This is a genomic window from Chitinophaga sp. RCC_12 (assembly GCF_041360695.1).
Lineage (GTDB): Bacteria > Bacteroidota > Bacteroidia > Chitinophagales > Chitinophagaceae > Chitinophaga.
Genome location: NZ_JBFUPS010000014.1, coordinates 103,792 through 127,916, shown reverse-complemented (window position 1 = coordinate 127,916; position 24,125 = coordinate 103,792). Strand labels below are relative to the sequence as shown.

The following is a 24,125-nucleotide window of genomic DNA, read 5'->3' as shown; positions in this document are numbered from 1 at the left end:
ATTGTAACAGGATTTGATTCGTTAACACTTAAATCTATCAACTGTGGCGTACGAAAACAACAATCAACAGGAAAGAAACAATGATAGCATCTTTTCTAAACGATTGAAAGCGGGCAAAAGAAGAACGTACTTCTTTGATGTAAAGACCACTCGGGGAAACGACTATTTTCTTACTATAACAGAAAGTAAGAAGCGTTTTAATGACAACGGTTATGACAGGCACAAAGTATTCCTGTACAAGGAGGACTTCAACAAGTTCCTGAACGCACTGACCGAAACCATCAACTATGTTAAAACGGAGTTGATGCCCGATTTCGACTTTGATGCCTACAACCATGATTATGTGCAGGAAGAACAGGACGAAACAGAAACAGAAGGAGTTGAAGTTAGCGCTTCAGTAGCCGCCCCTGTTGAGGTAGAAGTACCTGTTGAGGCGTCAGTAGCCGCCCCGGCTTCACATAGCTCAGACGAGGTAGACAAATGGTAAGATTTTTACTTAAAGATTTTTACAAAAAATAATAGGCAACCCCCGGATTTCTCCGGGGGTTTTTTATTACGCGGATTTTGTCTTACTCAGGATTACGCTGATTTTACTGATTAGCTGGATTTTTACTTTTGGATTTTTTTGGATTTTTAGATTAATAATTAAGGGAGATAAAAGCGATATATTCGCTTCTATCTCCCTTAATCCTTTATAAAATCAAAAAGAAACAAAATCCAGTTAATCAGTAAAATCAGCGTAATCCTGAGCCAAGACAACATCCGCGTTCGCCGGAGGCGAACAATTACGCCGTGCGCATATGCTTCCACGCGTTGATCAGGCCATTGGTGCTCGCATCGTGGTTAAGTATGATGTCGTTGTTTTCCAGTTCGGGTAATATTTTGCTGGCTAATTGTTTACCGAGTTCCACGCCCCATTGGTCGAAGCTGTAAATGTTCCAGATCACGCCCTGAACAAAGATTTTGTGTTCGTAGAGGGCGATCAGTGAACCCAGGGAGCGGGGTGTTATTTCCTTTACCAGGAAGGAGTTGGTGGGGCGGTTGCCAGGGAAAATTTTCGATGGCAGGATGTTCGCCATTTCTTCTGCCGAAGCGCCGGACTTCTCCAGTTCAGCACGTACTTCTGCTTCCGTTTTACCATTCATCAGCGCTTCTGTTTGTGCAAAGAAGTTCGACAACAGTTTCACATGATGATCACCGATGGGATTGTGGCTGATAGCCGGTGCGATAAAGTCGCAGGGAATCAGGCGGGTGCCCTGGTGGATGAGCTGGTAGAAGGCGTGTTGACCATTGGTGCCTGGTTCGCCCCAAACGATAGGGCCGGTTTCGTAACTAACGGTGTGGCCTGTACGATCGGTTGATTTACCATTGCTTTCCATGTTACCTTGCTGGAAGTAAGCAGCAAAGCGGTGCATGTACTGGTCGTACGGCAATATAGCTTCTGTGGCGCTGCCAAAGAAGTTGCCATACCACAGGCCAATCAGCGCCATGATAATGGGTATATTCTGTTCCGGAGGCGTGTCGGCGAAGTGCCTGTCCACCGCATGTGCGCCATCGAGTAACTGGGTGAAGTTGTCGTACCCGATGGTGAGTGCAATGCATAAGCCGATAGCGGACCACAGGGAATAGCGGCCGCCAACCCAATCCCAGAATTCAAACATATTTTTTGGATCGATACCAAAGGCTGTTACTGCTTTTTCGTTGGTAGATAAAGCGGCAAAATGTTTGGCTACAAATTTCTCATCTTCCGCGTGTTCCAGGAACCAGTTGCGCGCAGTGTGGGCGTTGGTCATAGTTTCCTGGGTAGTAAATGTTTTGGAGGCGATGAGGAACAGGGTTTCGTCCGGTGTAACTTTTTTCAGGGTTTCGGCGATGTGCGTGCCATCTACGTTAGATACAAAATAGGTTTGTATGTTAGGTTTCCAGTAGGGTTTCAGCGCTTCTGTAACCATTACCGGGCCGAGGTCGGAACCACCGATACCGATATTTACGATGTAACGTATAGGCTTACCCGTATATCCTTTCCATTCGCCGGAGTGTATCTGGCGGCAGATGTGATCCATTTTGTTCAGCACTGCTTTTACATCAGGCATCACATCGCGGCCATCCAGTAAAACAGGTTTATCTGAGGTGTTGCGTAAAGCGGTATGCAGTACAGCACGGTTTTCTGTCACGTTTATTTTTTCTGCGCCAAACATCGCTTTGATCGCATCCGGTACGCCGCATTCTGCTGCCAGTCCTAATAACAGGCTGCGGGTATCTTCCGTAATAATATTCTTGGAGTAGTCGAAAAGGATGTCTTCAAATTTCAGGGAAAACTCACTGAAGCGTTCTTTGTTTTCCATAAACAAGGCACGCATATGTACCTTTTTCATTTCTTCAGCGTGCTTCTTTAAGGCGTCCCACGATTTGGTGGTTGTTGGATTGGTAGATGGAAACATAGTCGTGTATATATTAAATGCGCATCAAAAATAATCTTTTAGATTCATGATTTCTGTTTCCTGTACAATTGCCAGGAAATTGTTATGGCAATCACGCCAATGGCAATAATGCAGGTATGGATGATGGGGTTCTCATCCATGGTGTCGGCAGCCCTTCTTTTCAGCAGGATACCATAGAAGGCCCACACAATAACAAGGGCATAGGTGATATTGTTGCGAAGCAGCACCATGGCCATACTCAGCAGCGTACCCACGCAAATCATGGCAATAGCCCACAGCACCTGGGAATGGCGGTTGCCTTCCCACCCGGTGTATACCAGCAGCGCCGTAATATTGGCGATGGTGGCAATAGAAATCCATCCAAGGTAGATGCTGAAAGGAATATGAATAAATAATTTCTCCGTCAGCGTAGCAGGAGCGATGCCGATACCAAAGTTGAGATGTATGATGACCAGTGAAATCAGGAGGATCACCATGATAGCCACGCTCACAGGTATCAGGTGATAATGCCAGGCAAACAGCCAGCAGGCGTTGGCCACACAGGAAATGAGAAACCAGTCTTTCATCCGCTGCATCACATATGCCAGCGTTGCCGGTTGTTTATTGGAGAAAGATAACCATAATTGATATATGATAAATGCTGTTAAAGAAAGATAGATAACACTCCATATAGAGAACGTAATTCCCGCCGGTATAAAGAGGTTAGGGTATTCTTCCGAAATCTGTGCGGTGGTTTTACCGTTGATGGGAAGCAGCACTGCCAGCGCGTTTGCGGCTATCATGATAATAAAACCTAGCGTGTTGAAGATGGACCGGTTTTTAAAGTGGAGGGTTTCATGGCTCACCATAACGGATGGGTGCTTTTTATAATATTAGTGACATGGTTACCGTGTTACAACACAAAAATTATGCTAAAGTAAACAATCACAACAAAGTTTGAAAGCCGTTAGTATATATCTCCATTTTTTCCATACATTTGCCAGCTATGACAGCTGAGCAACTTAAAGCTATGAGGGACCGTTTATATGTCCTGGGAGGTTTTCTTTAACGTACCTGACCGATTAGCAAAAATAGAAAACGACAAACAACTAAGCCTGGCGCCCGGATTCTGGGACGACAACGTCAGAGCCACTTCGATTCTGAAGGAAATAAAGGTTAACAAATATTGGGTAGACCTTTACGATCAGGTGAACGCTGCTATTGACGACAGCGCAGTACTGAACGATTTTTTCAAAGAAGGGGAAGCAACGGAAGAAGAGGTGGAACAGGCCTACAATGCTGCAGTAGCAGCGCTGGACGACCTGGAATTTAAATCTACCCTCAACCAGCCGGAAGATGAAATGCCCGCAGTATTAACCATTAACTCCGGTGCAGGCGGCACGGAAAGCCAGGATTGGGCCGAAATGCTGCTGCGCATGTACCGCATGTATGGCGAAAAGCAGGGATGGAAAGTATCAGAAATTGATACGCAGTATGGAGATGGCGCCGGTATTAAATCCGCTACACTGGAATTTGATGGCGACTTTGCATATGGCCACCTGAAAGCGGAAAGCGGCGTACACCGCCTCGTCCGTATTTCACCTTTCGATTCCAATGCACGCAGACATACTTCTTTCGCCTCCGTATATGTATATCCGTTAGTAGATAATACTATCGAGATTGCTGTAAACCCGGCCGACCTGGAATGGGAATTTTACCGTTCAGGTGGTAAGGGCGGACAGAACGTAAACAAGGTGGAAACAGCCGTACGTTTGAAACACATCCCATCCGGTATCATCATCGAATGCCAGCAGGCACGCACGCAGGGAGAGAACCGCGAAAAAGCGCTCACCATGCTGAAATCACGCCTGTATGAAGAAGAGATCCGCAAAAGGGAAGAACTGAAAAATGCAGCCAACGCCAACAAACGCAAAATTGAGTGGGGATCACAGATCAGGTCATACGTATTCCATCCGTATAAAATGATCAAAGACCACCGCACCGACTTTGAAGTAGGTAACGTAGGACCTGTAATGGACGGCGACCTGAACGGGTTTGTGAAAGCATACCTGATGATGCAGAAGGAAGAGGACAATAATTAATAAGTATCGACTAATTATTAATAAGCGCGTAGGCGTTGTATAACTTAATTTTGCTGCGGAAACAATACTCGTAGTCATTTGTTTATTTGATTGTTTGTGGGCCCCGGTTCACAAATGATCAAATAAACAAATATAAAAATTAGGATACAATGAATACAGGATACTTTGAGTACGCAGCGCCTGCTAATGAGCCTGTGTTGTCTTATGCACCCGGTTCTGCTGAGAGAATTGCATTAAAGAAACAATTAGCCGCCTTCAAAAGCGAAGTAGCAGATATACCCATGTATATCGGTGGTAAAGAAATCCGCACCGGAAACACCGTTGATCTGCGCCCTCCCCACGAAATCAAACACAAATTAGGTCACTTCCATATGGGCGATGCTTCTCATGTGAAAACCGCCATCGCAGCAGCGCTGGAGGCACGTGAAAAATGGGCCAATATGGACTGGGAACAACGCGCCGGCATCTTCCTGCGCGCTGCCGAACTCCTGGCCACCAAATACCGCTATCACATCAATGCCGCTACCATGCTGGGCCAGAGTAAGAATCCTTACCAGGCTGAAATTGACAGCGCATGTGAACTGATCGACTTCCTCCGCTACAACGTACACTTCCTGAGCGAAATATACCGCCAGCAGCCGGTTTGCGCCCCCGGTATCCATAACAGGGTAGAATACCGCCCGCTGGAAGGATTTGTACTGGCCGTTACACCTTTCAACTTCACCGCTATTGCCGGTAACCTGCCCACGTCTGCCGCTATGTGCGGTAACGTAGTCGTATGGAAACCCGCCAATACACAGGTGTTTGCCGCACAGGTGATCATGAAGGTACTGATCGAAGCAGGCCTGCCCGATGGTGTTATCAACCTCGTGTATGCCAACGGTCCCGTTGTCGGCGACGTTTGCTTCGCAGATCCTCACTTCGCAGGTATTCACTTCACCGGCTCCACCGGCGTATTCCAGACCATGTGGAAAACCATCGGCGAAAACATTCACAAATACAAAACTTACCCGCGCATCGTTGGTGAAACAGGTGGTAAAGACTTCGTGCTGATCCACAAATCAGCGGATGTGGACATCGCCGTTACCGCTTTGGCCCGCGGCGCTTTTGAATACCAGGGACAGAAATGTTCTGCCGCCTCCCGTGCATACATACCAAGCAATCTTGCTGACGATATAAAATCAAAATTAGTTGCGGAGCTGAAAACCATGAAAATGGGCAGCACCGAAGATTTCAGCAATTTCATCAACGCAGTGATCGATGAACGCTCTTTTGATAAGATCGCGCAATACATCGACAATGCAAAGAAAGATCCGGCGGTAAAGATCATTGCCGGCGGTAATTACAACAAAGCTGAAGGTTACTTTATCGAGCCTACCGTTATAGAAACTACCGATCCGAAATACATCACCATGTGTGAGGAAATTTTCGGACCTGTATTAACGATCCACGTATATGACGCAGAGAAATTTGAAGAAATCATGCAGGTGGTAGACAGTACCTCCGAGTATGCTTTAACCGGCGCCATTATTGCGCAGGACCGTTATGCGGTGGAACTGGCTACCCGCACCCTGGTAAACAGCGCCGGTAACTTCTACATCAACGACAAGCCAACCGGCGCAGTAGTTGGACAGCAGCCATTTGGCGGCGCCCGCGCTTCCGGTACCAACGATAAAGCCGGCTCTATGCTGAACCTCTATCGCTGGTTAAGCGCCAGGAGCATCAAAGAAACTTTTGTACCGGCTACCGATTACCGGTACCCGTTCCTGAAAGAAGCTTAGTAAATGTTCATGATTTATATACGGGCGGTGGATCTATATCCATCGCCTTTTTTGTACCTTGCACCCTCATTCAGTATCCAGGAATTATGCAGGCAGATATCTTACAGAAATACTTCTCAGCACCTCATGAGCATTACCGCGTAGCAGACCTCGAACAATTACTGCTCGCCGACGGAACGCCGCAGCCTGAAGCCAGTATCGCTGCTGCCGGCGCTTTTGATGAGTATTTTAAGAAACAACTGCGCAAAAAAGGAACTAAAGCGGCTATCTTCTTTGGCGTGGGCCTCATTGCCCTTATCCGCGTTATTACCCTTACCAACCGCGAAGAAGGCAGCTTTATGCAGGTATCTTTGTCCCTGGCGCTGGTAGCTTTTGCGTTGGTGCTTGGGATCATATGGGGCATGCAGCTGTTTGCACTTAAAGAAGAGATTTCTACGTTTAAGGATATGAGGAGGTTGTAGTTTACTGCAACTTCTGCAACGCCGCCAGCGACTCTGTCACATGCTTCTCTCCATCGCGCAGTGAATTAAATTCATGCACAATCACGCCGTTCTTATCCACTATATACGTCACACGACCCGGTATCACAAAGGTTTTAGGCACACCAAATAATTTGCGTACTTCATTTTTCGGATCACTGAGCAGGGTGAAAGGGAGATTATGATGCGTGGCAAAGCTGCGATGCGAAGCCACGTTATCAGCACTGATGCCGATTACCAGTGCGCCGTATTTCTGAAAGTCCTGGTACGAATCACGGAATGAACATGCTTCTTTGGTGCATACACTGGTTTCATCTTTCGGATAGAAGTAAATGACCAATGGCTGTTTGCCTAATACGGTATTGATATCAAAAGTTTTTCCATTCTGGTCCTGTAGCGAAAAGGCCGGAATTTTATCCCCTGTTTTTAATTGTCCCTGGGACTTACATCCCCATAATTGCAGAAAGGCGGTCATAGCTAAAATGATCTTTAAAAGTTTCATACCCAGTTTATTGATACTGCTAAAGTACGAAGAGTAGGGGAGCAACGGGTCATATTGATTTTTTTGTGTAACTATAAGGCAGCAAGCTTGTTTTAAAACAGCCCTGTTTTAGAAAAGATTCCCTTGTTTATCAATCTTTTCTAATATTCAGCTTTTTATCTGTAGCATTTAATCATTATTTTTGGCCCCTAAAACGTTGTGTTTTGAAAACCATCCTAAACGGCAAGCAAATGGCTATTACGATAGACAGGCTTTGTCATCAGTTGATAGAAAATAACTTACAGTTTGAGCAAACCGTGCTGATTGGATTGCAGCCCCGGGGGATTTATTTATCCGGAAGGATTCATCAAACCTTGCTGAAGTTAGTACCTGGAGCGCGTATCGATTACGGTAAGCTGGATATTACTTTTTACCGGGACGATTTTAACCAGAGTAAAACCCTGCATGTACCCAACGAAACGAATATTGATTTTTCCATAGAAAATAAAAAGGTAGTGTTGATAGATGATGTGTTGTATACCGGCCGTACAATCCGTTCGGCGCTGGATGCAATGCTGGACTTTGGCCGGCCCGCGGCTGTAGAGCTGCTCACGCTGATCGACCGTCGCTTCAGCAGGCAGTTGCCTATTCAGCCCGACTATACCGGACGTACCATTGATGCCCTCATTTCCCAGAAAGTAAGGGTGTTGTGGAACGAAAGAGATGGTAAAGACGAAGTAGTTCTGATTGACTAAAATGAATCCGGATTTCAGAATTCAGATTTCACCCTTTATATTTGCACATTAATGTCACTTTCTGTAAAACACTTACTCGGAATTCGCGATCTGCAGCGCCAGGATATAGAGCTTATTTTTCAAACAGCCGACCAGTTTAAGGAGGTTTTACAAAGGCCTATTAAAAAGGTTCCTACGCTTCGCGATACAACAATTGTAAATTTATTTTTTGAGAACTCTACCCGCACACGCATCTCTTTTGAGCTAGCGGAAAAGCGCCTGGGTGCAGATACGGTTAACTTTTCTGCCTCCGGATCTTCCGTATCCAAAGGGGAAACGCTGATAGATACGGTGAACAACATCTTATCCATGAAAGTGGATATGGTGGTGATGCGCCACTCTGCCAGCGGTGCGCCGCATTTCCTGGCAAAGCATATCAACGTGCCCATCCTCAATGCGGGCGACGGCATCAATGAACATCCCACCCAGGCATTGCTGGATGCCTTCTCCATCCGGGAAAGGCTCGGTAGCGTGGAAGGCAAGAAGGTAGCCATCTGTGGCGATATCATGCACTCCAGGGTAGCCCTCTCCAATATCTACTGCCTCAAAAAACTGGGCGCAGAAGTAACAGTGGTAGGCCCGCCCACACTGATCCCGAAATACATGGCAGCGGCACTCGGCGTAAATGTGAGCTACAATATCCGCGAAGCCCTGCAATGGTGCGATGTAGCCAATGTGTTGCGTATTCAGCTGGAAAGACAAAACACCCCGCTGTTTTCTTCCCTCCGCGAATATTCCCTCGCATACGGCGTAAACCGCCAATTGCTCGATAGTTTAAATAAAGAAATTATAATCATGCACCCCGGACCCATTAACCGCGGGGTGGAAATAAATTCTGATGTGGCAGACTCTGGTCAGTCCATCATCCTCGAACAGGTGGAAAACGGTGTGGCTATACGTATGGCGGCATTGTACCTGCTCGCAGGAAAGAAAACGGAGTAGTAAACACACTTACCACCTGCTATGTTGCCCAATGAAGACGATTTTCCTCCGTTGAATTCCATATCCGCAAGGCGGCTAACCGTTGTGCTGAAAGTATGCCTGCTAACCTTTTTTGCATTGATACTGGCCGCATTGCTGGCGGGCGTCGTGTTATCCTTTTGGATAAAAGAAACAGGCATCCGGATGCTTACGATAGGCATAGCAGCGCCGGTTTTATGTGGTTTGATATGGATGGCAGTCGCCTCTTATAGATCCGGGAAACCCAGATATACGCGAGCCCGGGTGGACAGGGAAGGGCTGCACCAATACAGTGAAGGTGTGCCTGCACTGTCGTTATGTTATGAGGCGTTGAGTGCAAATAGCAGTGGCGATCCATACGATGTGCTTTGGACCGATGGGGGGTACGACGAAACGAATCCGGGCTTGTATGTTTTTGTCAAAAACGACTCCGGAGCGGTGCAGGTGCAGGCCGTGGAGTTTAGAATTTTCCTGGTACCCAATGGGAATGACCTGCTGACGCATTTTGTAAAAGGTATCATGCGCTTTCGCCCTGATTTGAAAATAGCGCCCCAGGTGCTGAGCCGCTACCGGATTGCACACTAGCCGGTTTTAATGGCAGCGCATAAGGCCGGATCAGAAGCCAACCGTCAGCCCCAAAGTATATGATCTGAAAAACGGATATACGTTTCCGTTATAACCTCCCGCCTGTTCCGGATCATAATATTTAATCTTCATTTTAGTAGTTTCCCACAGATCCTGTCCGGAGAAATAAATACGCAGATTAGTGATCCATATTTTCTTCAGCCAGTTCGGCGGCAGGGTATAACCTACCTGCAGGTTTTTCAACCGGATATAGGCGCCATTCATTGCCCAGTGGGAGGATGGGGCGGTATTCTGCTGGTCGTTCAGATACAGCCGCGGAAACAACGCATTGGGGTTTTCCGGTGTCCAGTAATCCTGGTTAATGTCCCAGGGCTGCTGCCAGTTGCCGGTAAAAGGAAGATTATAGCGCGGATCAGGCATCACCTTACGTCTGGCCACTCCCTGGAAGAAAACAGAGACATCAAATCCTTTCCAGGCAAAGCCCGCGTCGATCCCGTAGGAGAACTGCGGATCGGTGCTGCCCAGGTATACCAGGTCGGCATTGTCTATTTTGTTATCGCCGTTGATATCTTTGTAGCGAAGGTCGCCCGGACCGGTATTTTCGTGCTGGAAGGCATGCTGCGTCACTTCACCGGCCGATTGGAAGTAGCCATCAGACTCATAGCCAAACAGGGAAGAGTAAGGATATCCTGCAATGCCCTGGTTCCAGCCGGCCTGTGGCGCCACATTATCATTTTTCAGTACTTTATTGCGGTTGTAAAAGAGATTCCCGTTAATATACCAGGTAAAGGGTCCCCGGTCGTCTCTCCAGCCCAGGTTGATTTCCCAGCCCCAGGATTTCATTTCACCACGGTGAAAATCCAATGGCCAGGCCCCGTCTGTGGAGGCCGTCAGTACCGGGATCTGCATGTCGCGATTATGCTTAATAAAATAATCTGCTGCAATGGTCAACCGGCCCCTGAACAAGGTAGCATCCCAGCCGTAATTATTGGTAGCAATGTTTTCCCATCCCTGTGCCTGGATGATGGGGTTCTTGTAAACAAAAGGCGGAAAATGCGGCCGGGGATTAAAGCTGAAAGTCTGCAACCGTTCGTCGTTAGGAATACTGTTCCAGCTGTTGATATTCCCCAATCTGCCCCATGACCACCTCAGTTTGAACTCATTGAAAAACGGCAACGCGCGGTTAAACCATGTTTCGTTATTCAGGCGCCATCCGGCGGAAAACGACGGGAATGCCTGCCACTGTTCGCCGCCAACAAAAGAGGTGCTGTACTGTGATAGGCGCGACGCTATGAGGTTTGCTTCCAGCAGGTAGCGGTTGTCATGGTTGTAACTGATCTTTCCGAAGATCGAGAGTAAAGAACCGCTGGCCCCCAGTAACTGCGTATATGCGGGCACGTTATTAAAGTGATTGGAATTGATTTCAGCCTGGCTGATATCGTAAGATGCCGCCGTGTTTTGCGTGGTATTGTATGTTTCCTGTGTGGCGCCGCCGAGCAGGTGAATGTTATTTTTATCTTCTTTGATATCGTAGTCGGCCAGCAGTTGCAGGTTGCCGCCTTTTGCTTCCAGCTTGCTTTTCTGCAGCATATTATGCGGCTGTATCAATGTGGCGGTATCCACCCGGTTCCATAAGGCGATGGTATTGCGGCCCATATCGTCCTGCAGGGTGTGCTTTTGCGGACTGTAAATAAGCCGGAGCGTAAGCCCCTTTGCTAGACTGTCGGCCCGCAGGGTAAATACCGCATCGATATAATTATTTTTTTCATCGCGTTCCCCGCCATCTTCTAAAACAGCGTACCCCGGTGCGCCGCCATAAGCATAGTTGCTGGTATTGGGCACATACACCGGCGCATTACCCGGTCCCCGGAAAATGCCTGCCAGCAAGCCATTGGGGCCTTCTACGGGTTGGGAAGGGGAGAAGGTATTGGTTTGGGCGTACGACAACCTCGTTTCAAGGCTGAAGTGCTTATTAAAGCGGTTGTTCAGGTTCACCCGGGCGTTCACACGGTGGGTACGGTCCGGGCCAACGGCAAATAGCCCCTGCCGCCCGAAGTAGCCCAGCGATGCAGAGAACTGGTTGGAGCTATCGCCGCCTTTTACCGACAGGTTATAGTTTTCAATGCCGGTTCTGCTTTTGGTAAGCACCGGCAAAGGATTGTAGTTATAATAGTATTTGTAGAAGTCAGGGTTTTGATAGTCGATCGCATAGTGGTTCCCCGTTTTCATTAAATCTATCTCCATGGGGTCCCAGGGGGCGGTTTGACCAGCATTTTCCGCGGCGGTGTTTTGCATGGCAGCCGATTGCCAGGAGGGCAGCCGGTTGGGCAACCGGATGGGTGTTTCAAATCCGCCGAGGGTGTTGAAATCCACTTTCAGCTTACCGGGTTTCCCGGTGCGGGTAGTTACCAGCACCACGCCGCCTGCGCCGCGTGCGCCGTAAATAGAGGCGGCAGCTGCGTCTTTCAGGATGGATACGGATTCTATGTCGTCCGGGTTGATGACGGCCAGGGAGCCGGGCACACCATCGATGACCACAGGGGTATTACTACCGGAAGAAGAGCCTACTCCCCGCACCTGTATATTAAATCCTTCGCGGCCGGGCTGTCCGTTGCTGCGGGTTACCACCAGGCCGGTGGCAGTACCCTGTAAGGCGGCCATCACGTTGGCCACCGGGCGGCTTCTGAGCCGTACGCCATCCACCTGCGCAATGGCGCCGGTGATGTTAGCGCGTTTCTGCAGGCCATAACCCAATACTACCAGCTCGTTGAGCTTCCGCAGATCAGGTTGCAGCAACACCGATATATTCCTTCTTTCCCTCACGGCAATTTCTTTGGTTTCAAACCCGATAAGGGACACCTGGATGATGGCTTGTCCATTGGCCAGGTCCACTTTGAAAGTACCATTTTCCGTAGTGGCGGTACCGTTAGTGGTGCCTTTTTCCCTGATAGACACACCGCTTAAAGGCTGCATACCGTCGGAAACGGCGCCGGTAAGGGTCCATTTATCAGGATTGGAGCTGGTGCTGGGAGGAGGTGTGAGATCTGCTGCAGTGGCGTTGAGCGGGATAACGATAATCTGGCCGTCTTTTATCTCTACTTTATATTTGGCAGGAGGGAAGATCTTCGGCAATACTTCCAGTAGAGGGCTGTTGTGTACGTGTAAGCTAACGCCCTGGCGGGTTTCCAGTTCTCCGGAAGAAATAGCAAAGGTATACTTTGTTTGTTTTTCTATTTCCCGGATCACGGTTTTAAGGCTGGCATTGGTAAATTGAAGGGAAACTTTTCTTGGAGGGGCATTAGGATTTTGGGCCATAGCTACAGCATTGGCCAATACCAGGATAACAACGAAAATAAAATCAGGCACGCGTCCAAACCTGGAATTGGAGATACGCGCCTGTAGCAATAATTGCTGCATAAATAAAAGGTCAGGCGCGCATTAGTAGATGTCTACCAGGTCGTTTTTATGCGAAATGTTAATTTGAAGGGTTTTTCTCATAATGTCCAGTACCTCATCCAGCGACATGTTGGGGAAGGTAGCCAGCAGTTTCTTATCAGCCAGTTGTTGATTGCTGATTTTGATCTCTACATTATAAAAGTCTTCGAGGGCGTCCGCCACTTCTGTGAGCGGGGTATCGTCAAAAGTCAAGGTCCGGGTTTTCCAGGCCAGAATATTGTTGTTCTTTTTATGGATACGGGTATCTATTTCGCTGCCATTATGCTTCAGAGAGGCTTCCACACCAGGGGTAAGGATCACCTTTTTCTCTTTGCCTTTGTAGGCGGCGCTTACCTTCCCTGACTGCACGAATACTTTAACGCCACTGTTGGCGGCTTTCACGTTGAAGGCAGTACCGAGTACCTGTACTTCTACTTCGGGGGCATTTACAATGAAGGGGAGGGCATCGTTTTTGGTAACATCAAAAAAGGCTTCTCCTTTATCTATTTTAACCTGTCTGTTATCTTTTCCAAATCCACGGGCATAGCGTACCTGTGTATGTGCGTTGAGGTACATCATAGAGCCGTCCGGCAGGCGCAAACTATCCTGTTGCTGTGCGGTGGCATAGGTTTTATATCCGCCGGGGCCGAGCCAGGTCCATGTGCCGGCTATCAGCAGCACAGCAGCGGCAGCCCACCAGTACCTGCGGTTCATCCTGATCACACGGGTGTTTTTCTCTTGTGCAGGAAGCGCGGCAGTGACTGCGGGAACCTTATCCAGCATGGTATCCAGTGCCTGCCATTGTCCCTGGGTATCGAAAGCAGAGGCAGCAGGAAGCGGATCGCCGTGCCACATGCCTTTCATATCCAGGAAGATGTCCAGGTTACCAGCATCCTGTTGAATCCATTCGTTGAGCTGCATTTTGTGCTGCTCATTGTCCGGATCTTCCAGGTAACGGATCACTATATCTATGTCTGTTTGATTATTCATGGCTTCTTATTAGTAATACAACCAGGGAACGTTATACCATTAAGCGATAATAAAAAAAATTTCAGGTGTATCCTACGACTTATTAATAAGGTCTACCCGCAATCGTTTTAAAGCTGTGGTCAAATGGGCGTATACTGTATTGATAGAGATATTCAGTTGTTCAGCGATTTCGGCTGGCGACAAGCCTTTCAGGCGGCTCATTTCAAAAACACGGCGGCATTGTTCCGGTAATTTCTCCAGTGCAGAGCGGTATTTGGCTTCCAGCTCCTTATGTTCCAGCAGGGAATGATTATTTTCCGAAGGACTGGCAGTTTGCATTTGTTCCTTGGCGTATACTTCTTTCCGTTGTTCTTTTTTTATGCGGTTTAAACAGGTGTTAACGGTCGCTCTTGCGAGATAATGATTAACCGGGGCCCTCTCATCCAGGTTTTCCGCACCTTTCCACAAGTTGAGGAAAACATCCTGTACCATATCGTTCGCGTCATCTTCATCTTTTACATACCGGACCGCTATATTATACATAGAAGGGGCGAACTGTTTAAAAACAGCTTCGAATACATCTTTGTTTCTGCTCCGGATGCCTTTTACTATTTCGTCGTTACTCAATTGCAACATGCTTTTGATCTTTTGTCTTGTTTCCGTAGTGCGAAGATAATTTTTAAAATTACTAATTACGAAAGCAGCCAGTATACTGATTCATAATTCTTTTTTTCACTTTAACATTTCTTTGACTAATGGTAAGTGAATTGTCGGATGTATTGTTTATATACGGTAGCCAACGATGAGGGCATATAACAAAAACCATGCACATTCATCCGGACCGGGGATAATCATCATAAATATTAACCATACAAAAAATTGATGCCATGAAAAAATCAATTGTAGGAACGCTCGCTTTAGCAACAATGGTAATCGGAATGTCTGCTTTCAAAAGTGCTGATGTAAAAGCAGTAAAATCTGTAGACAGCACTGCCGCAATGGTGGATTCAATTGCAACAGATTCCCTTGTTAGCCTCGATTCAGTAAAAGTTTTCAGTGTTGATTCATTACAGCGCCTGGACTCTTTAAAAGGATTTGATTCCTTAATGACAGTAGATTCTCTGATGGGAATCGATTCTCTCCAGAAAGTTGATTCCCTGAGCGGAATAGACTCATTGCAGAGAATGGACTCCTTACAGGTGGATTCCCTGAGCGGAATGGATTCTTTACAGGTAGATTCCCTGAGCAGAATGGATTCATTGCAGGTTGATTCCCTGAGCGGAATGGACTCTTTACAGGTAGATTCTTTAACCGGAATCGACTCTTTACAGAAAGTAGATTCTTTACAGGGTAAAGATTCCCTGAAAGTATTAGTAGTAGAAGGTGGTTCTATCACTGGTAAAATTACTCCGGCTGACAGTGCTACAGAAGTAGAAGCAGACAATGGTACAGATAAGCTGAAAGGCGCTATTTCACAGGGTGCATTCACTATCCCCGCTGCTAAAGCCGGATCTTACACTATTACTATTCTCGGTAAAAGCCCTTACAAAAATGCCGTAGTTAAAGATGTAAAAGTAGAAGACGGTAAAGCTACCGACCTGGGCGAAATCAAATTAGAACAATAGTCTTTAATAATGAAATAGCAACCAACAACACAAAATCAGTCCATGATGGAAAACCCATTTTGGTTTGATGCAGGGGGGCCTCTTACGGTCCCTCTTTTTTTTATGCGCGGATTTTGTCTTTCTCAGGATTACGCTGATTTGACTGATTTTTACTTTTGGATTTTGGGATTTGTTTTGGGGATAGTATTGTTGGGTTAGCTGCAGGTGGTCTTTTATTTTTTCTGGGAGATGACAAACGCGGCCTCTATTAGCCGGTATAGCTCTGTAAAGCAGGACAGCACCTTCATTCGCTCACTCACGATATAGGGACTGCCAGGATTGGTAAGGGCTTCAGTTTGTACAGAAGCAAGGATATCGTTGGTTTCGCCCGGGCCAAATAGCTCGAAGTAGTTTTTCAACACCATTTCCGGAGAATCGTATTCTTCTTCGGAAAGGCGAAACGGGTTTTGGTTAAAAACAAAGATGGCTGAAGAAGATTGCATATAATGTAATGTTTATTTAAAAGTAATATTTATTAATTATAAATTAATAAATATGATCTGAAAAATTATATTTATTTCTTTGTAATTAATATATGCACTTCAAAAGAACTACATTTTGTTATCTTTAGCATACAAATAGTAGATTGATGCCTGAAAAGACATTTAACCGGATCAAAATAATGATTGTTGAAACGGGGAGGAGTAACAACTGGTTAGCAAAGGAACTGGGTGTGAGCATTACCACCGTTTCAAAATGGTGTACCAATACAATGCAGCCTACAGTCGAATCTTTGTTTGAAATCGCCGCTGCGTTAGATGTGGACGTACGGGAGCTATTGGTTAGTACAAAGAAGCATTCCTGATTTTAACAGACCTGACCTCCAGCACAAATTCAGTCCATTTTCAGGCTCCTGACAGGATTCGCCAGCGCTGCCCGGATCGCCTGAAAACTCACCGTAACCAGTACTGCTGTTACTTCTTGTATACTTCTCCAATACTTCTCCGATACTTCTCCGATACTTCTCCGATACTTCTCAGATACTTAGGACTCGTCTATGTGTCGTATTCCCCATATACTTCCCATATAGTCACCCTATAGTACCCATATAGTCCCCTTACAGTCCCCATACACTCATGATACACTCCCCATACACTCGTGATACACTCCTCATACACTCCCAATACACTATGTCTCGTCCTGAAATAGCTTTACACTTTTGTCAGATAATCCTGTTTAAGCTTTACAGGTCCCGCCCTGAGATACCAATACAGGTGAACAAATAATCGGGATATTATTTTACAAAATTATAGATTTGGACAAACTTTGAATCACGCATGCGCACTATTATTTTGCTCACCATCTCCAATACCTTCATGACTTTTGCCTGGTACGGCCACCTCAAACACCAGGATGTTGCCCTCTGGAAAGTAATCCTTATCAGCTGGGGTATTGCCTTCTTTGAGTATTGTTTTATGGTGCCAGCCAACCGCTACGGCGCACAGGAGGGATTCAGCGGCTTCCAGCTTAAAACCATCCAGGAAGTCATTACCCTCACCGTTTTCAGCATCTTTGCAGTCACTTTCCTCAAGGAGCCCCTGAGATGGAACTACCTGGTTTCGTTTTTCTTTCTCATCGGCGCCGTGTATTTTATGTTTAAAAAGTAGTGCGATATTAAAGCAGCGGACTTATATGCTTTAGGATCAATTCATATTATATAAAAAAAGATGTTAGACAAGATCAAATTAAGAAAAAATCTGTATTATCTTTAGGGATCAACTTTCAACCAAAAACCAAATCATTGAGGGAAGAAGCTAATATACAGCTACTGGTGGAACGGGTGGCATCTCTTGGGGATGAACAGGCTTATAAAGCATTGTTCAGGTTGTTTTATAAACCATTGAGTCAGTTTGCCTTTTCTATTGTGAAATCCTGGGAGTCTGCGGAAGAAATTGCGTCAGATGTGTTTATGAATGTCTGGAAGCAGCGGGAACGCCTGCTACAGGTGGATAACCTCCGGGTATACCTCTATGTATCTACCAAAAATATTGCCCTCAACTACTTAAATAAGGAAGCCCGCACGCAACATTTCAGTCTCGATGAAGTGGCTGTGGACATCAGCGTTAGTTATGCCACGCCGGAACAGATCTTCATTTCCGGGGAAATGGTGAAAAGGATAGAAGCCGCCGTAAACGCACTCCCACCCAAAAGGAAGATGATCTTTAAACTGATCCGTGAAGATGGCCTTAAATATAAAGAGGTAGCCCAGATCCTCGATATTTCCGTGAACACCATCGATGTTCACATGGCCCAGGCGCTCAAAAAAATCAGCGAGGTAATTAACCTCTCCTTTATCAAAACAAAATAATTTAAATTTTTTTTTAGATGGAGTAGTAGATTCTTGCAATTTACTTGTCCTTCTATATAATCATGCTTTTGTATCATACACATGGAACAGGAAAGAATATGGCTTTTGATGGGAAGGAAAGTATCGGGCGAGGCCACGATGGAGGAGTTGCGTGAACTGGAAGCATCATTGCAGAAAGATCCGGATCTGAGATATAAATTATCGGTATTAAGCAACTGGCCCCAACCGGCCGGCAATAAGGAATGGGAAACCAGGATTGAGCTTGCATTGGAAAAACACCTCGTAAGAATGGAAGAGGAGTTTCCGCAGGAGGAATTACCCGTTAAAAGAGTCAAAAGGAATTTCCGCAAATGGGTGGCCGTGCTTTCTGTACTGGTAGTGGTGCTGGGAGGCTATTGTATCTATCTCTTATCAATAAAATATCCGCAAAAAGCCGGTAAAGCAGCTATGGCGGCCATTTATACCCGCGATGGTTCCCGCTCCAGGGCACAGCTGCCGGACGGAACAGAAGTATGGCTCAATGGAGGCAGCCGTTTAACCTATAATCCTGATATGAACAACCTCGACAACCGGGAGGTTACTTTAGAAGGAGAAGCGTTTTTTGATGTAGCGAAGAATGCAGCCAAACCCTTTTCTATTCACACTTCCAGGATGGATATCAAAGTACTGGGCACCTCTTTTAATGTAAAAGCATATACAGGGGATCAAACCACAGAAGCTACGCTGATCACCGGCGCCGTAGAAGTAATCTTGAATGACGGCATGGAAAGGAATGTGAAACTAACGCCTAACCAAAAGATCATCTTACAACATGCACCGGCAGATAAACTGACCCAACCCAACCTGGTAGCAGGCTACAAGGTGGAAAATATTCATAGTAACACGCAGGACAGCATGGTGGCGGAAACCGCCTGGTGCGACAACTACCTCGTATTCGACAATGATAACTTCGAAGATATTGCGCTGAAAATGGAACGCTGGTATGGGATCAAAATCCATCTCAACGGTAACAAATTAAAACAATACCATTTCACCGCCACTTTTAAAAATGAATCGTTTTCAGAAGTACTGGAAGCGCTGAAGGTTACAACATCATTTCATTGCAGAATAGTAAGCAATGAAGTATTTATTACCCAGTAAAGGGGTGGAAGTCAACAGAGAATCGATACCTCTCATATAAAAAAAAGGGCAAATGCTGCAAACATTTACCCCTTTTGTTGAGATCAAACGGCAGTTAGCTTCACTTGGCAATGTAGTCCTGTCGTAGTTTTATGACCTTTTACAACCTAAATGTATGGAAAAAAATCATACATTATGTAATCCTTTTGCGTCTAAAAACATAGGGAAAAGTTGTACTGATAATGAAACTGGTGTCCTTTATTATTCTTATTACCTGTTTGCAAATAACTGGGAATGTCTTCGGTCAACAGGACCGGCGCATTTCCATCAAAGCAGATTCATTGCCATTGACACGGCTGCTGAAGATGATCGAAAAGAAAAGCGGTTACCGTTTTGTTTATCGCAACGATCTTATTCCCGCAGGTAAAAAAGTGTCGGTGAATGAAACTAATGCTTCGACAGAAGATATCTTAAAGAAGATACTGAAAAACACCGGCCTCACGTTTAAACAGCTTTCAGCCACCCTGGTGGCTATTGCACCGGAAAACAAAGAGATCAGGAATGTCAGTATCAACGGAACGGTAACAGATGTTTTCGGACATCCGCTGCCAGGTGTGAGTTTGCGTATTGCAGGTCTTAATAAGGGAACTACTACAGATGAGAACGGAGCATTCCACATGGAAGCGCCTTCCTCAGCAACGTTGATCTGTTCTTTCATTGGTTATGAAGAACAGCGGGTGACGGTAAACAACACGGCTCATCTCAACATCATGCTGAAAGACGATTCCAAAGGATTGAACGAAGTAGTGGTAGTAGCTTATAGCGTGCAAACAAAAAGTTCTTTGACAGGTTCAGCTACTATGGTAAGTGCTTCATTGTATGATAAAGCGCCCCGTAGCAGCTTCCAGGAAAGCTTACAAGGCAATGTACCCGGCTTACAATCTACCAATGGTTCCGGCCAGCCCGGATCCATACCCAGTATTCACATACGTGGTATAGGCTCTATTACCGCAGGCAGCTCGCCACTTTACGTGGTAGACGGCACGCCTGTGGTAACAGACAACCTCACCGATTATAATGTTAATTCCCTGGCAGGAATTAACAGCGCAGATATCGCTTCTATTTCTGTTTTGAAAGATGCAGCTTCTGCGTCGATCTATGGCTCCCGCGCTGCCAACGGCGTAATACTGATTACGACGAAAACCGGCAGCCAGGGCAGAACAAAGATCAGCGCAACCATACAAAGAGGCAGCAACCAGCTCACCATTCCGCAGGCCAACTATCCGCTCAATACCAACGAGATGATGGAACTCCTCCGCGAAGGATGGACGCACAAAGCAGATGGCACAGGGGAAGCCGGTTTTCAACGGGAACTCCGCGCACGTGGCGTGGATACAACCGTTAATACCAACTGGATCGATGTGCTAACCCGCCATGGAGGCTATACACAAGCCAATCTATCTGCCGCAGGCGGAAGTAATAAAACAAAATTTTATGTTTCCGGTGGCTTATATGATTCCAAATCAGCCCTGAAAGGAGTGGACTATAAACGTATGACGGGTAAGCTCAACCTGAGCAACCAGGCCACCAACCGACTATCGTTCGATGTTAACCTGTCGTTCTCCTACCAGCGCGCAAACGCAGTAGGAGATGTAGGACTGATGGCCAACCCGGTACGCTCACTCGTCCGCCTGCAGCCCTGGCTGAAAATTTATAACGCCGATGGCAGCTACGACTTCAGCTACAACAACACCTTTAACCCGGTGGCAGTACTGAATGGCGATACCCGCACAGGTACCATCTATGGCCTGCTCGGTGGCGCCGGCGCCAAATACGCATTCACTGATTTTCTTTCCTTTGAAACGAAGATCAGCCTCGACCTGAACTACGCCCGCAGCAATTCATTCTTTGCACCGGGATTCGGCGACGGAAGAAATACCAATGGCTGGGTATCGGTCAACAACAACCTGTGGAACAACTGGGTATCTACAAATATCCTGCGGTTCAACAGGAGATGGGGTTATCACGGAATCAACACTTTTGTAGGATATGAAGCGCAGAAAACAACCAACAGCGGCAACTCCTCAGCAGCCTCCAACCTGCTGCCCGACCTGCAGCTGCTGGCCGATGCTTCCAAACCGGAAAGTGTATCTTCTGTATCCAACGCAAATTCATTAACAGGATTGTTTCTGAATAACAGCTACGATTACCAGCAGAAATATTATCTGACCGCCTCCATCCGGAGAGACGCCTCTTCCAGGTTCGGCCGTCAGAAAAGAAGCGCCACATTCTGGTCCATTGGAACCGCGTGGAATATCTACCGGGAACCATTCCTCCGGAATGTAAACGTCATTAACGAATTAAAGATAAGAGCCAGCTACGGCAGCAACGGAAACCAGGCTATTGATAATTATGCTTCATTGTCGCTGTATAGTCCGGCAAATGATTATGATGGGAAACCGGGGTATGTGCTCACGCAATACCCCAATCCTTTCCTTACATGGGAACAGAACAGGCCATTTAATATAGGACTGGATTTTGCCCTGCTTAAAAACAGGTTGTCCGGTTCGGTGGAATACTATAACAGAACCACTTCACGGTTGCTGCTTAACGTACCGGTATCTTCTGCAAATGGTATTACTACTGTTTTCAGAAATAATGGAGAGATGAAAAACAGCGGCTGGGAAATATCCCTTTCTTCCCGCAACATCATCGCAAAAAATGAAAATGAATTCTCATGGCGTACAGATGCCAACATCTCAACGCTGAATAATAAAATTACCCGGCTGGATAATCCAATTACCGGCATCCCGTACAAAAGAGAAGTGGGAACAGATTTCTACCAGTTTTTCCTCGCAGGATTCGCAGGTGCGGATCCGCAAACAGGTGAAGCACTGTGGTATAAAGATGCGTCTAAAACCGCTACCACCAAATCTTATGGCGAAGCACAACGGTTTAACCAGGGAAGCGCCCTGCCAAAATTTTATGGCGGTCTTACCAATTATTTCAGCTACAAAGGATTTGATTTCAGCTTCCAGTTCTTTTATAACTGGGGAAACAAAGTATACGACAACTGGGGAACATTCACAGAATCGGACGGCAGTGGTGGATTTGGCGGTGGCGCAAAAATGTCGCGCCTCATCTATGAAAACCGCTGGCAGAAACCCGGCGATATCACCAATGTACCCAAGGTAGTATTCGGTGGCACACAATCCGGTTTAAGCAACCAGAGCTCATCCCGGTTCCTGTACGACGGCAGCTTTATCCGGCTGAGGGACGTGATGCTCGCTTACAACCTGCCGCAAAACTGGTTGAAGAAAGCCAATATCAACGAAGTGAAAATATATGTACGCGGCAATAATTTATGGACGTATGTAAAAGATAAGTATCTCACAATGGACCCGGAAGTACCGGTAACAGGAGATTATGATCAGCGTCCGCCGGTATTTAAAACCTTCCTGATAGGGTTGGATGTAAATTTTTAAGGTATTCATGCAAAAGAAATATACATACGGCGTACTCCTGCTACTGGCTGGCTTACTCGGCGCCTGCAGCAAGGATTTCCTTGACCAGAAGCCGGATCAGTCAACAGAAACCGGTCGCGCTATTACCGATTTGCCCGGACTGCGGGCAGCCATCAACGGCGTGTATTCGCTGATGCAGAATGAAAATTATTATGGACGTACCATGCCGCTGCTGCCGGATCTCCGGTCCGACAATGGATTTATCAGTGTCATCAACAGCAACCGGTATCGTAACCAGGACCAGTACATCGTTACTGCCAACGACCAGTATACCACCGATTCATGGAACCAGTTATACGCCGTAGTAGCCAATGCCAATATGGTAATTATGAAGGGACCCAACATCTCCCTGTTACCATCGGCGGCAGACAGCGCAGAGGCAAAACAAATTGTAGCGGAAGCTTACGCATTGCGTGCACAGGTGTTCTTTGATATATCGCGCATGTTTGCGCAGCCTTATAACTATACGCCCGGCGCCACACACATGGGCATTCCCATTGTGACCATCACCAACGTGGATTCCGTGCAGTCGCCTTCACGCAGCAGTATGAAAGATACGTATGCGCAGATCATCCGCGACCTTACCACGGCGATCAGCAGGTTTGAAGAAAGCAAAAGCACGGCTTTCTCTTCCGGACGTATTAATGTGTATTCCGCCAGGGCGCTGTTATCGAGGATATTGTTGTATAAAGAAGACTGGCAGGGTGCTGCAACTTATGCTGATGCAGTGATCCGTTCCAACAAATACGCACTGCTGCCGAACGGAGAACTGGTGAGCGATTTTAAGATCACCAATAACAATGAAACCGTTTTTGAAATCATCAATACCCCGGTAGATAACCGGAACACAGATGGCCTGAGTTATATGTTCAGCCAGGATGGATACGGTGATGTACTCGCAACGAATAACATCTACAATATCTACCAGGCAACAGATGTGAGAAGGGACTTTCTGCTGAAAGGTAAACGCGCCGGCAACGGTGGCGAAGACCCGGCAAACATCATCACCAAATACAAAGATGTGAGCACATTCACAGAAAGTATTAAAGTGATGCGGCTGGCAGAATTATACCTGATCCGTGCAGAAGCAGCTGCACACCTTGGAAGCACCGCGGAAGCACAGGCTGACCTGCAACTGGTGGCTCAACGCGCCGATCATAATGCACCGCCGGTAACCGTTACCGGACCTGCACTCCTGGACGCAATCCTGTTGGAAAGAAGAAAGGAACTGGCGTTTGAAGGACACCGGCTGTTTGACTTAATCAGAACAAAACGTTCATTCACCAAATACCTGGCGAGTGACAAAACGATACCGGTATTGTGGCCTAGTACGAAAGTAATATTGCCCATACCACAAAGAGAACTGGATGCTAACCCCAACATACGCAACCAGCAGAACGAAGGTTACAATTAAATCTAAACCGCCTTTGTTAATAATTGGTTTTTGCTTACGAGCTGGTTGGATTTTTGCTTATGAAGAAATAAAGTCCCGGTGGTTCTCACC

The 24,125-nt window shown here is 46.5% G+C and carries 21 protein-coding genes; 14 read left to right on the top strand and 7 right to left on the bottom strand.

What is annotated here, in order from left to right; all coding sequences use genetic code 11:
- The first annotated feature begins 43 nt into the window (after positions 1-43).
- Positions 44-487: a DUF3276 family protein gene (locus tag AB6805_RS30165; protein ID WP_370913157.1), complete on the top strand. Its 444-nt coding sequence runs from the start codon at positions 44-46 to the stop codon at positions 485-487.
- Between the two features lie 298 nt (positions 488-785).
- Here AB6805_RS30165 and pgi read toward each other — a convergent pair whose 3' ends face one another.
- Complete coding sequence (pgi, locus tag AB6805_RS30160; RefSeq protein ID WP_370913156.1) at positions 786-2,441, bottom strand: glucose-6-phosphate isomerase; 1,656 nt, start codon at positions 2,439-2,441, stop codon at positions 786-788.
- 44 nt (positions 2,442-2,485) lie between these two features.
- Positions 2,486-3,289 (bottom strand): hypothetical protein, encoded by an 804-nt coding sequence (locus AB6805_RS30155; protein WP_370913155.1) that lies wholly within the window; start codon positions 3,287-3,289, stop codon positions 2,486-2,488.
- 137 nt (positions 3,290-3,426) lie between these two features.
- On the opposite strand from AB6805_RS30155, the gene prfB reads away from it, so the two are divergent.
- The 3 genes from prfB (at position 3,427) to AB6805_RS30140 (ending at position 6,764) form a co-directional block, all read left to right on the top strand.
- Positions 3,427-4,522, top strand: a protein-coding gene (prfB, locus tag AB6805_RS30150; protein WP_143313671.1) for a peptide chain release factor 2 whose coding sequence is annotated in 2 segments (ribosomal slippage) — positions 3,427-3,486 and positions 3,488-4,522 — 1,095 coding nt in all. Because the reading frame shifts where the segments join, the coding sequence is not laid out codon by codon here.
- A gap of 149 nt (positions 4,523-4,671) precedes the next feature.
- Entirely contained in the window at positions 4,672-6,303 is a 1,632-nt protein-coding gene (gene pruA, locus AB6805_RS30145; RefSeq protein WP_370913154.1) for an L-glutamate gamma-semialdehyde dehydrogenase, read from the top strand.
- Positions 6,304-6,389: 86 nt separating this feature from the next.
- Positions 6,390-6,764, top strand: coding sequence for a hypothetical protein (locus AB6805_RS30140; RefSeq protein WP_370913153.1), 375 nt, complete (start codon positions 6,390-6,392; stop codon positions 6,762-6,764).
- Position 6,765: 1 nt separating this feature from the next.
- Here AB6805_RS30140 and AB6805_RS30135 read toward each other — a convergent pair whose 3' ends face one another.
- Positions 6,766-7,284: a peroxiredoxin gene (locus tag AB6805_RS30135; RefSeq protein ID WP_370913152.1), complete on the bottom strand. Its 519-nt coding sequence runs from the start codon at positions 7,282-7,284 to the stop codon at positions 6,766-6,768.
- A 203-nt stretch (positions 7,285-7,487) separates the two neighbouring features.
- Here AB6805_RS30135 and pyrR point away from each other — a divergent pair, with 203 nt between their 5' ends.
- Genes pyrR through AB6805_RS30120 form a run of 3 tightly spaced genes read left to right on the top strand, consistent with a single transcriptional unit; the run spans position 7,488 to position 9,602 of the window.
- Positions 7,488-8,018 carry a bifunctional pyr operon transcriptional regulator/uracil phosphoribosyltransferase PyrR gene (gene pyrR / locus AB6805_RS30130; protein WP_079471968.1) on the top strand — a complete coding sequence of 177 codons (531 nt, stop codon included), beginning with the start codon at positions 7,488-7,490 and terminating at the stop codon, positions 8,016-8,018.
- Between the two features lie 51 nt (positions 8,019-8,069).
- Positions 8,070-8,999, top strand: a complete 930-nt coding sequence (locus AB6805_RS30125; protein WP_370913151.1) for an aspartate carbamoyltransferase catalytic subunit — start codon at positions 8,070-8,072, stop codon at positions 8,997-8,999.
- 21 nt (positions 9,000-9,020) lie between these two features.
- Positions 9,021-9,602: a hypothetical protein gene (locus tag AB6805_RS30120; RefSeq protein ID WP_370913150.1), complete on the top strand. Its 582-nt coding sequence runs from the start codon at positions 9,021-9,023 to the stop codon at positions 9,600-9,602.
- 30 nt (positions 9,603-9,632) lie between these two features.
- Here the strand turns inward: AB6805_RS30120 and AB6805_RS30115 are convergent, their stop codons facing one another.
- The 3 genes from AB6805_RS30115 to AB6805_RS30105 all read right to left on the bottom strand — a co-directional run bounded on the left by AB6805_RS30115 (position 9,633) and on the right by AB6805_RS30105 (position 14,642).
- Positions 9,633-13,019, bottom strand: a complete 3,387-nt coding sequence (locus tag AB6805_RS30115) for a SusC/RagA family TonB-linked outer membrane protein (RefSeq protein WP_370913149.1) — start codon at positions 13,017-13,019, stop codon at positions 9,633-9,635.
- Positions 13,020-13,040: 21 nt separating this feature from the next.
- Complete coding sequence (locus AB6805_RS30110) at positions 13,041-14,027, bottom strand: FecR family protein (protein ID WP_370913148.1); 987 nt, start codon at positions 14,025-14,027, stop codon at positions 13,041-13,043.
- Positions 14,028-14,099: 72 nt separating this feature from the next.
- Positions 14,100-14,642, bottom strand: coding sequence for an RNA polymerase sigma-70 factor (locus tag AB6805_RS30105; protein ID WP_370913147.1), 543 nt, complete (start codon positions 14,640-14,642; stop codon positions 14,100-14,102).
- A gap of 251 nt (positions 14,643-14,893) precedes the next feature.
- Here AB6805_RS30105 and AB6805_RS30100 point away from each other — a divergent pair, with 251 nt between their 5' ends.
- A complete protein-coding gene (locus AB6805_RS30100; RefSeq protein WP_370913146.1) occupies positions 14,894-15,631 on the top strand; it encodes a hypothetical protein in 738 nt (245 codons plus the stop codon).
- Positions 15,632-15,843: 212 nt separating this feature from the next.
- Here the strand turns inward: AB6805_RS30100 and AB6805_RS30095 are convergent, their stop codons facing one another.
- Complete coding sequence (locus AB6805_RS30095; protein WP_370913145.1) at positions 15,844-16,113, bottom strand: hypothetical protein; 270 nt, start codon at positions 16,111-16,113, stop codon at positions 15,844-15,846.
- 146 nt (positions 16,114-16,259) lie between these two features.
- On the opposite strand from AB6805_RS30095, the gene AB6805_RS30090 reads away from it, so the two are divergent.
- From AB6805_RS30090 to AB6805_RS30065, 6 genes are all read left to right on the top strand, one after another.
- Positions 16,260-16,475, top strand: a complete 216-nt coding sequence (locus AB6805_RS30090; protein ID WP_370913144.1) for a helix-turn-helix transcriptional regulator — start codon at positions 16,260-16,262, stop codon at positions 16,473-16,475.
- Positions 16,476-16,947: 472 nt separating this feature from the next.
- Positions 16,948-17,277, top strand: coding sequence for a DMT family protein (locus AB6805_RS30085; RefSeq protein ID WP_106531455.1), 330 nt, complete (start codon positions 16,948-16,950; stop codon positions 17,275-17,277).
- A gap of 134 nt (positions 17,278-17,411) precedes the next feature.
- Positions 17,412-17,978, top strand: a complete 567-nt coding sequence (locus AB6805_RS30080) for an RNA polymerase sigma-70 factor (protein ID WP_370913143.1) — start codon at positions 17,412-17,414, stop codon at positions 17,976-17,978.
- A 108-nt stretch (positions 17,979-18,086) separates the two neighbouring features.
- On the top strand, positions 18,087-19,118 hold the full coding sequence (locus AB6805_RS30075; RefSeq protein WP_370913142.1) for a FecR family protein: 1,032 nt from the start codon (positions 18,087-18,089) through the stop codon (positions 19,116-19,118).
- Between the two features lie 257 nt (positions 19,119-19,375).
- Positions 19,376-22,582: a SusC/RagA family TonB-linked outer membrane protein gene (locus AB6805_RS30070; RefSeq protein ID WP_370913141.1), complete on the top strand. Its 3,207-nt coding sequence runs from the start codon at positions 19,376-19,378 to the stop codon at positions 22,580-22,582.
- 7 nt (positions 22,583-22,589) lie between these two features.
- Complete coding sequence (locus tag AB6805_RS30065; RefSeq protein WP_370913140.1) at positions 22,590-24,035, top strand: RagB/SusD family nutrient uptake outer membrane protein; 1,446 nt, start codon at positions 22,590-22,592, stop codon at positions 24,033-24,035.
- The last annotated feature ends 90 nt before the right edge of the window (positions 24,036-24,125 follow it).

Excerpts from the sequence above, each read along its gene's own strand:
- AB6805_RS30125 (WP_370913151.1), top strand. The coding sequence starts at position 8,070 with ATGTCACTTTCTGTAAAACACTTACTCGGAATTCGCGATCTGCAGCGC.
- AB6805_RS30115 (WP_370913149.1), bottom strand. The coding sequence starts at position 13,019 with ATGCAGCAATTATTGCTACAGGCGCGTATCTCCAATTCCAGGTTTGGA.
- AB6805_RS30095 (WP_370913145.1), bottom strand. The coding sequence starts at position 16,113 with ATGCAATCTTCTTCAGCCATCTTTGTTTTTAACCAAAACCCGTTTCGC.
- AB6805_RS30105 (WP_370913147.1), bottom strand. The coding sequence starts at position 14,642 with ATGTTGCAATTGAGTAACGACGAAATAGTAAAAGGCATCCGGAGCAGA.
- AB6805_RS30075 (WP_370913142.1), top strand. The coding sequence starts at position 18,087 with ATGGGAAGGAAAGTATCGGGCGAGGCCACGATGGAGGAGTTGCGTGAA.
- AB6805_RS30085 (WP_106531455.1), top strand. The coding sequence starts at position 16,948 with ATGCGCACTATTATTTTGCTCACCATCTCCAATACCTTCATGACTTTT.
- pruA (WP_370913154.1), top strand. The coding sequence starts at position 4,672 with ATGAATACAGGATACTTTGAGTACGCAGCGCCTGCTAATGAGCCTGTG.
- AB6805_RS30090 (WP_370913144.1), top strand. The coding sequence starts at position 16,260 with ATGCCTGAAAAGACATTTAACCGGATCAAAATAATGATTGTTGAAACG.
- AB6805_RS30155 (WP_370913155.1), bottom strand. The coding sequence starts at position 3,289 with ATGGTGAGCCATGAAACCCTCCACTTTAAAAACCGGTCCATCTTCAAC.
- AB6805_RS30110 (WP_370913148.1), bottom strand. The coding sequence starts at position 14,027 with ATGAATAATCAAACAGACATAGATATAGTGATCCGTTACCTGGAAGAT.
- AB6805_RS30135 (WP_370913152.1), bottom strand. The coding sequence starts at position 7,284 with ATGAAACTTTTAAAGATCATTTTAGCTATGACCGCCTTTCTGCAATTA.
- AB6805_RS30065 (WP_370913140.1), top strand. The coding sequence starts at position 22,590 with ATGCAAAAGAAATATACATACGGCGTACTCCTGCTACTGGCTGGCTTA.
- AB6805_RS30140 (WP_370913153.1), top strand. The coding sequence starts at position 6,390 with ATGCAGGCAGATATCTTACAGAAATACTTCTCAGCACCTCATGAGCAT.
- AB6805_RS30100 (WP_370913146.1), top strand. The coding sequence starts at position 14,894 with ATGAAAAAATCAATTGTAGGAACGCTCGCTTTAGCAACAATGGTAATC.
- pgi (WP_370913156.1), bottom strand. The coding sequence starts at position 2,441 with ATGTTTCCATCTACCAATCCAACAACCACCAAATCGTGGGACGCCTTA.
- AB6805_RS30120 (WP_370913150.1), top strand. The coding sequence starts at position 9,021 with ATGTTGCCCAATGAAGACGATTTTCCTCCGTTGAATTCCATATCCGCA.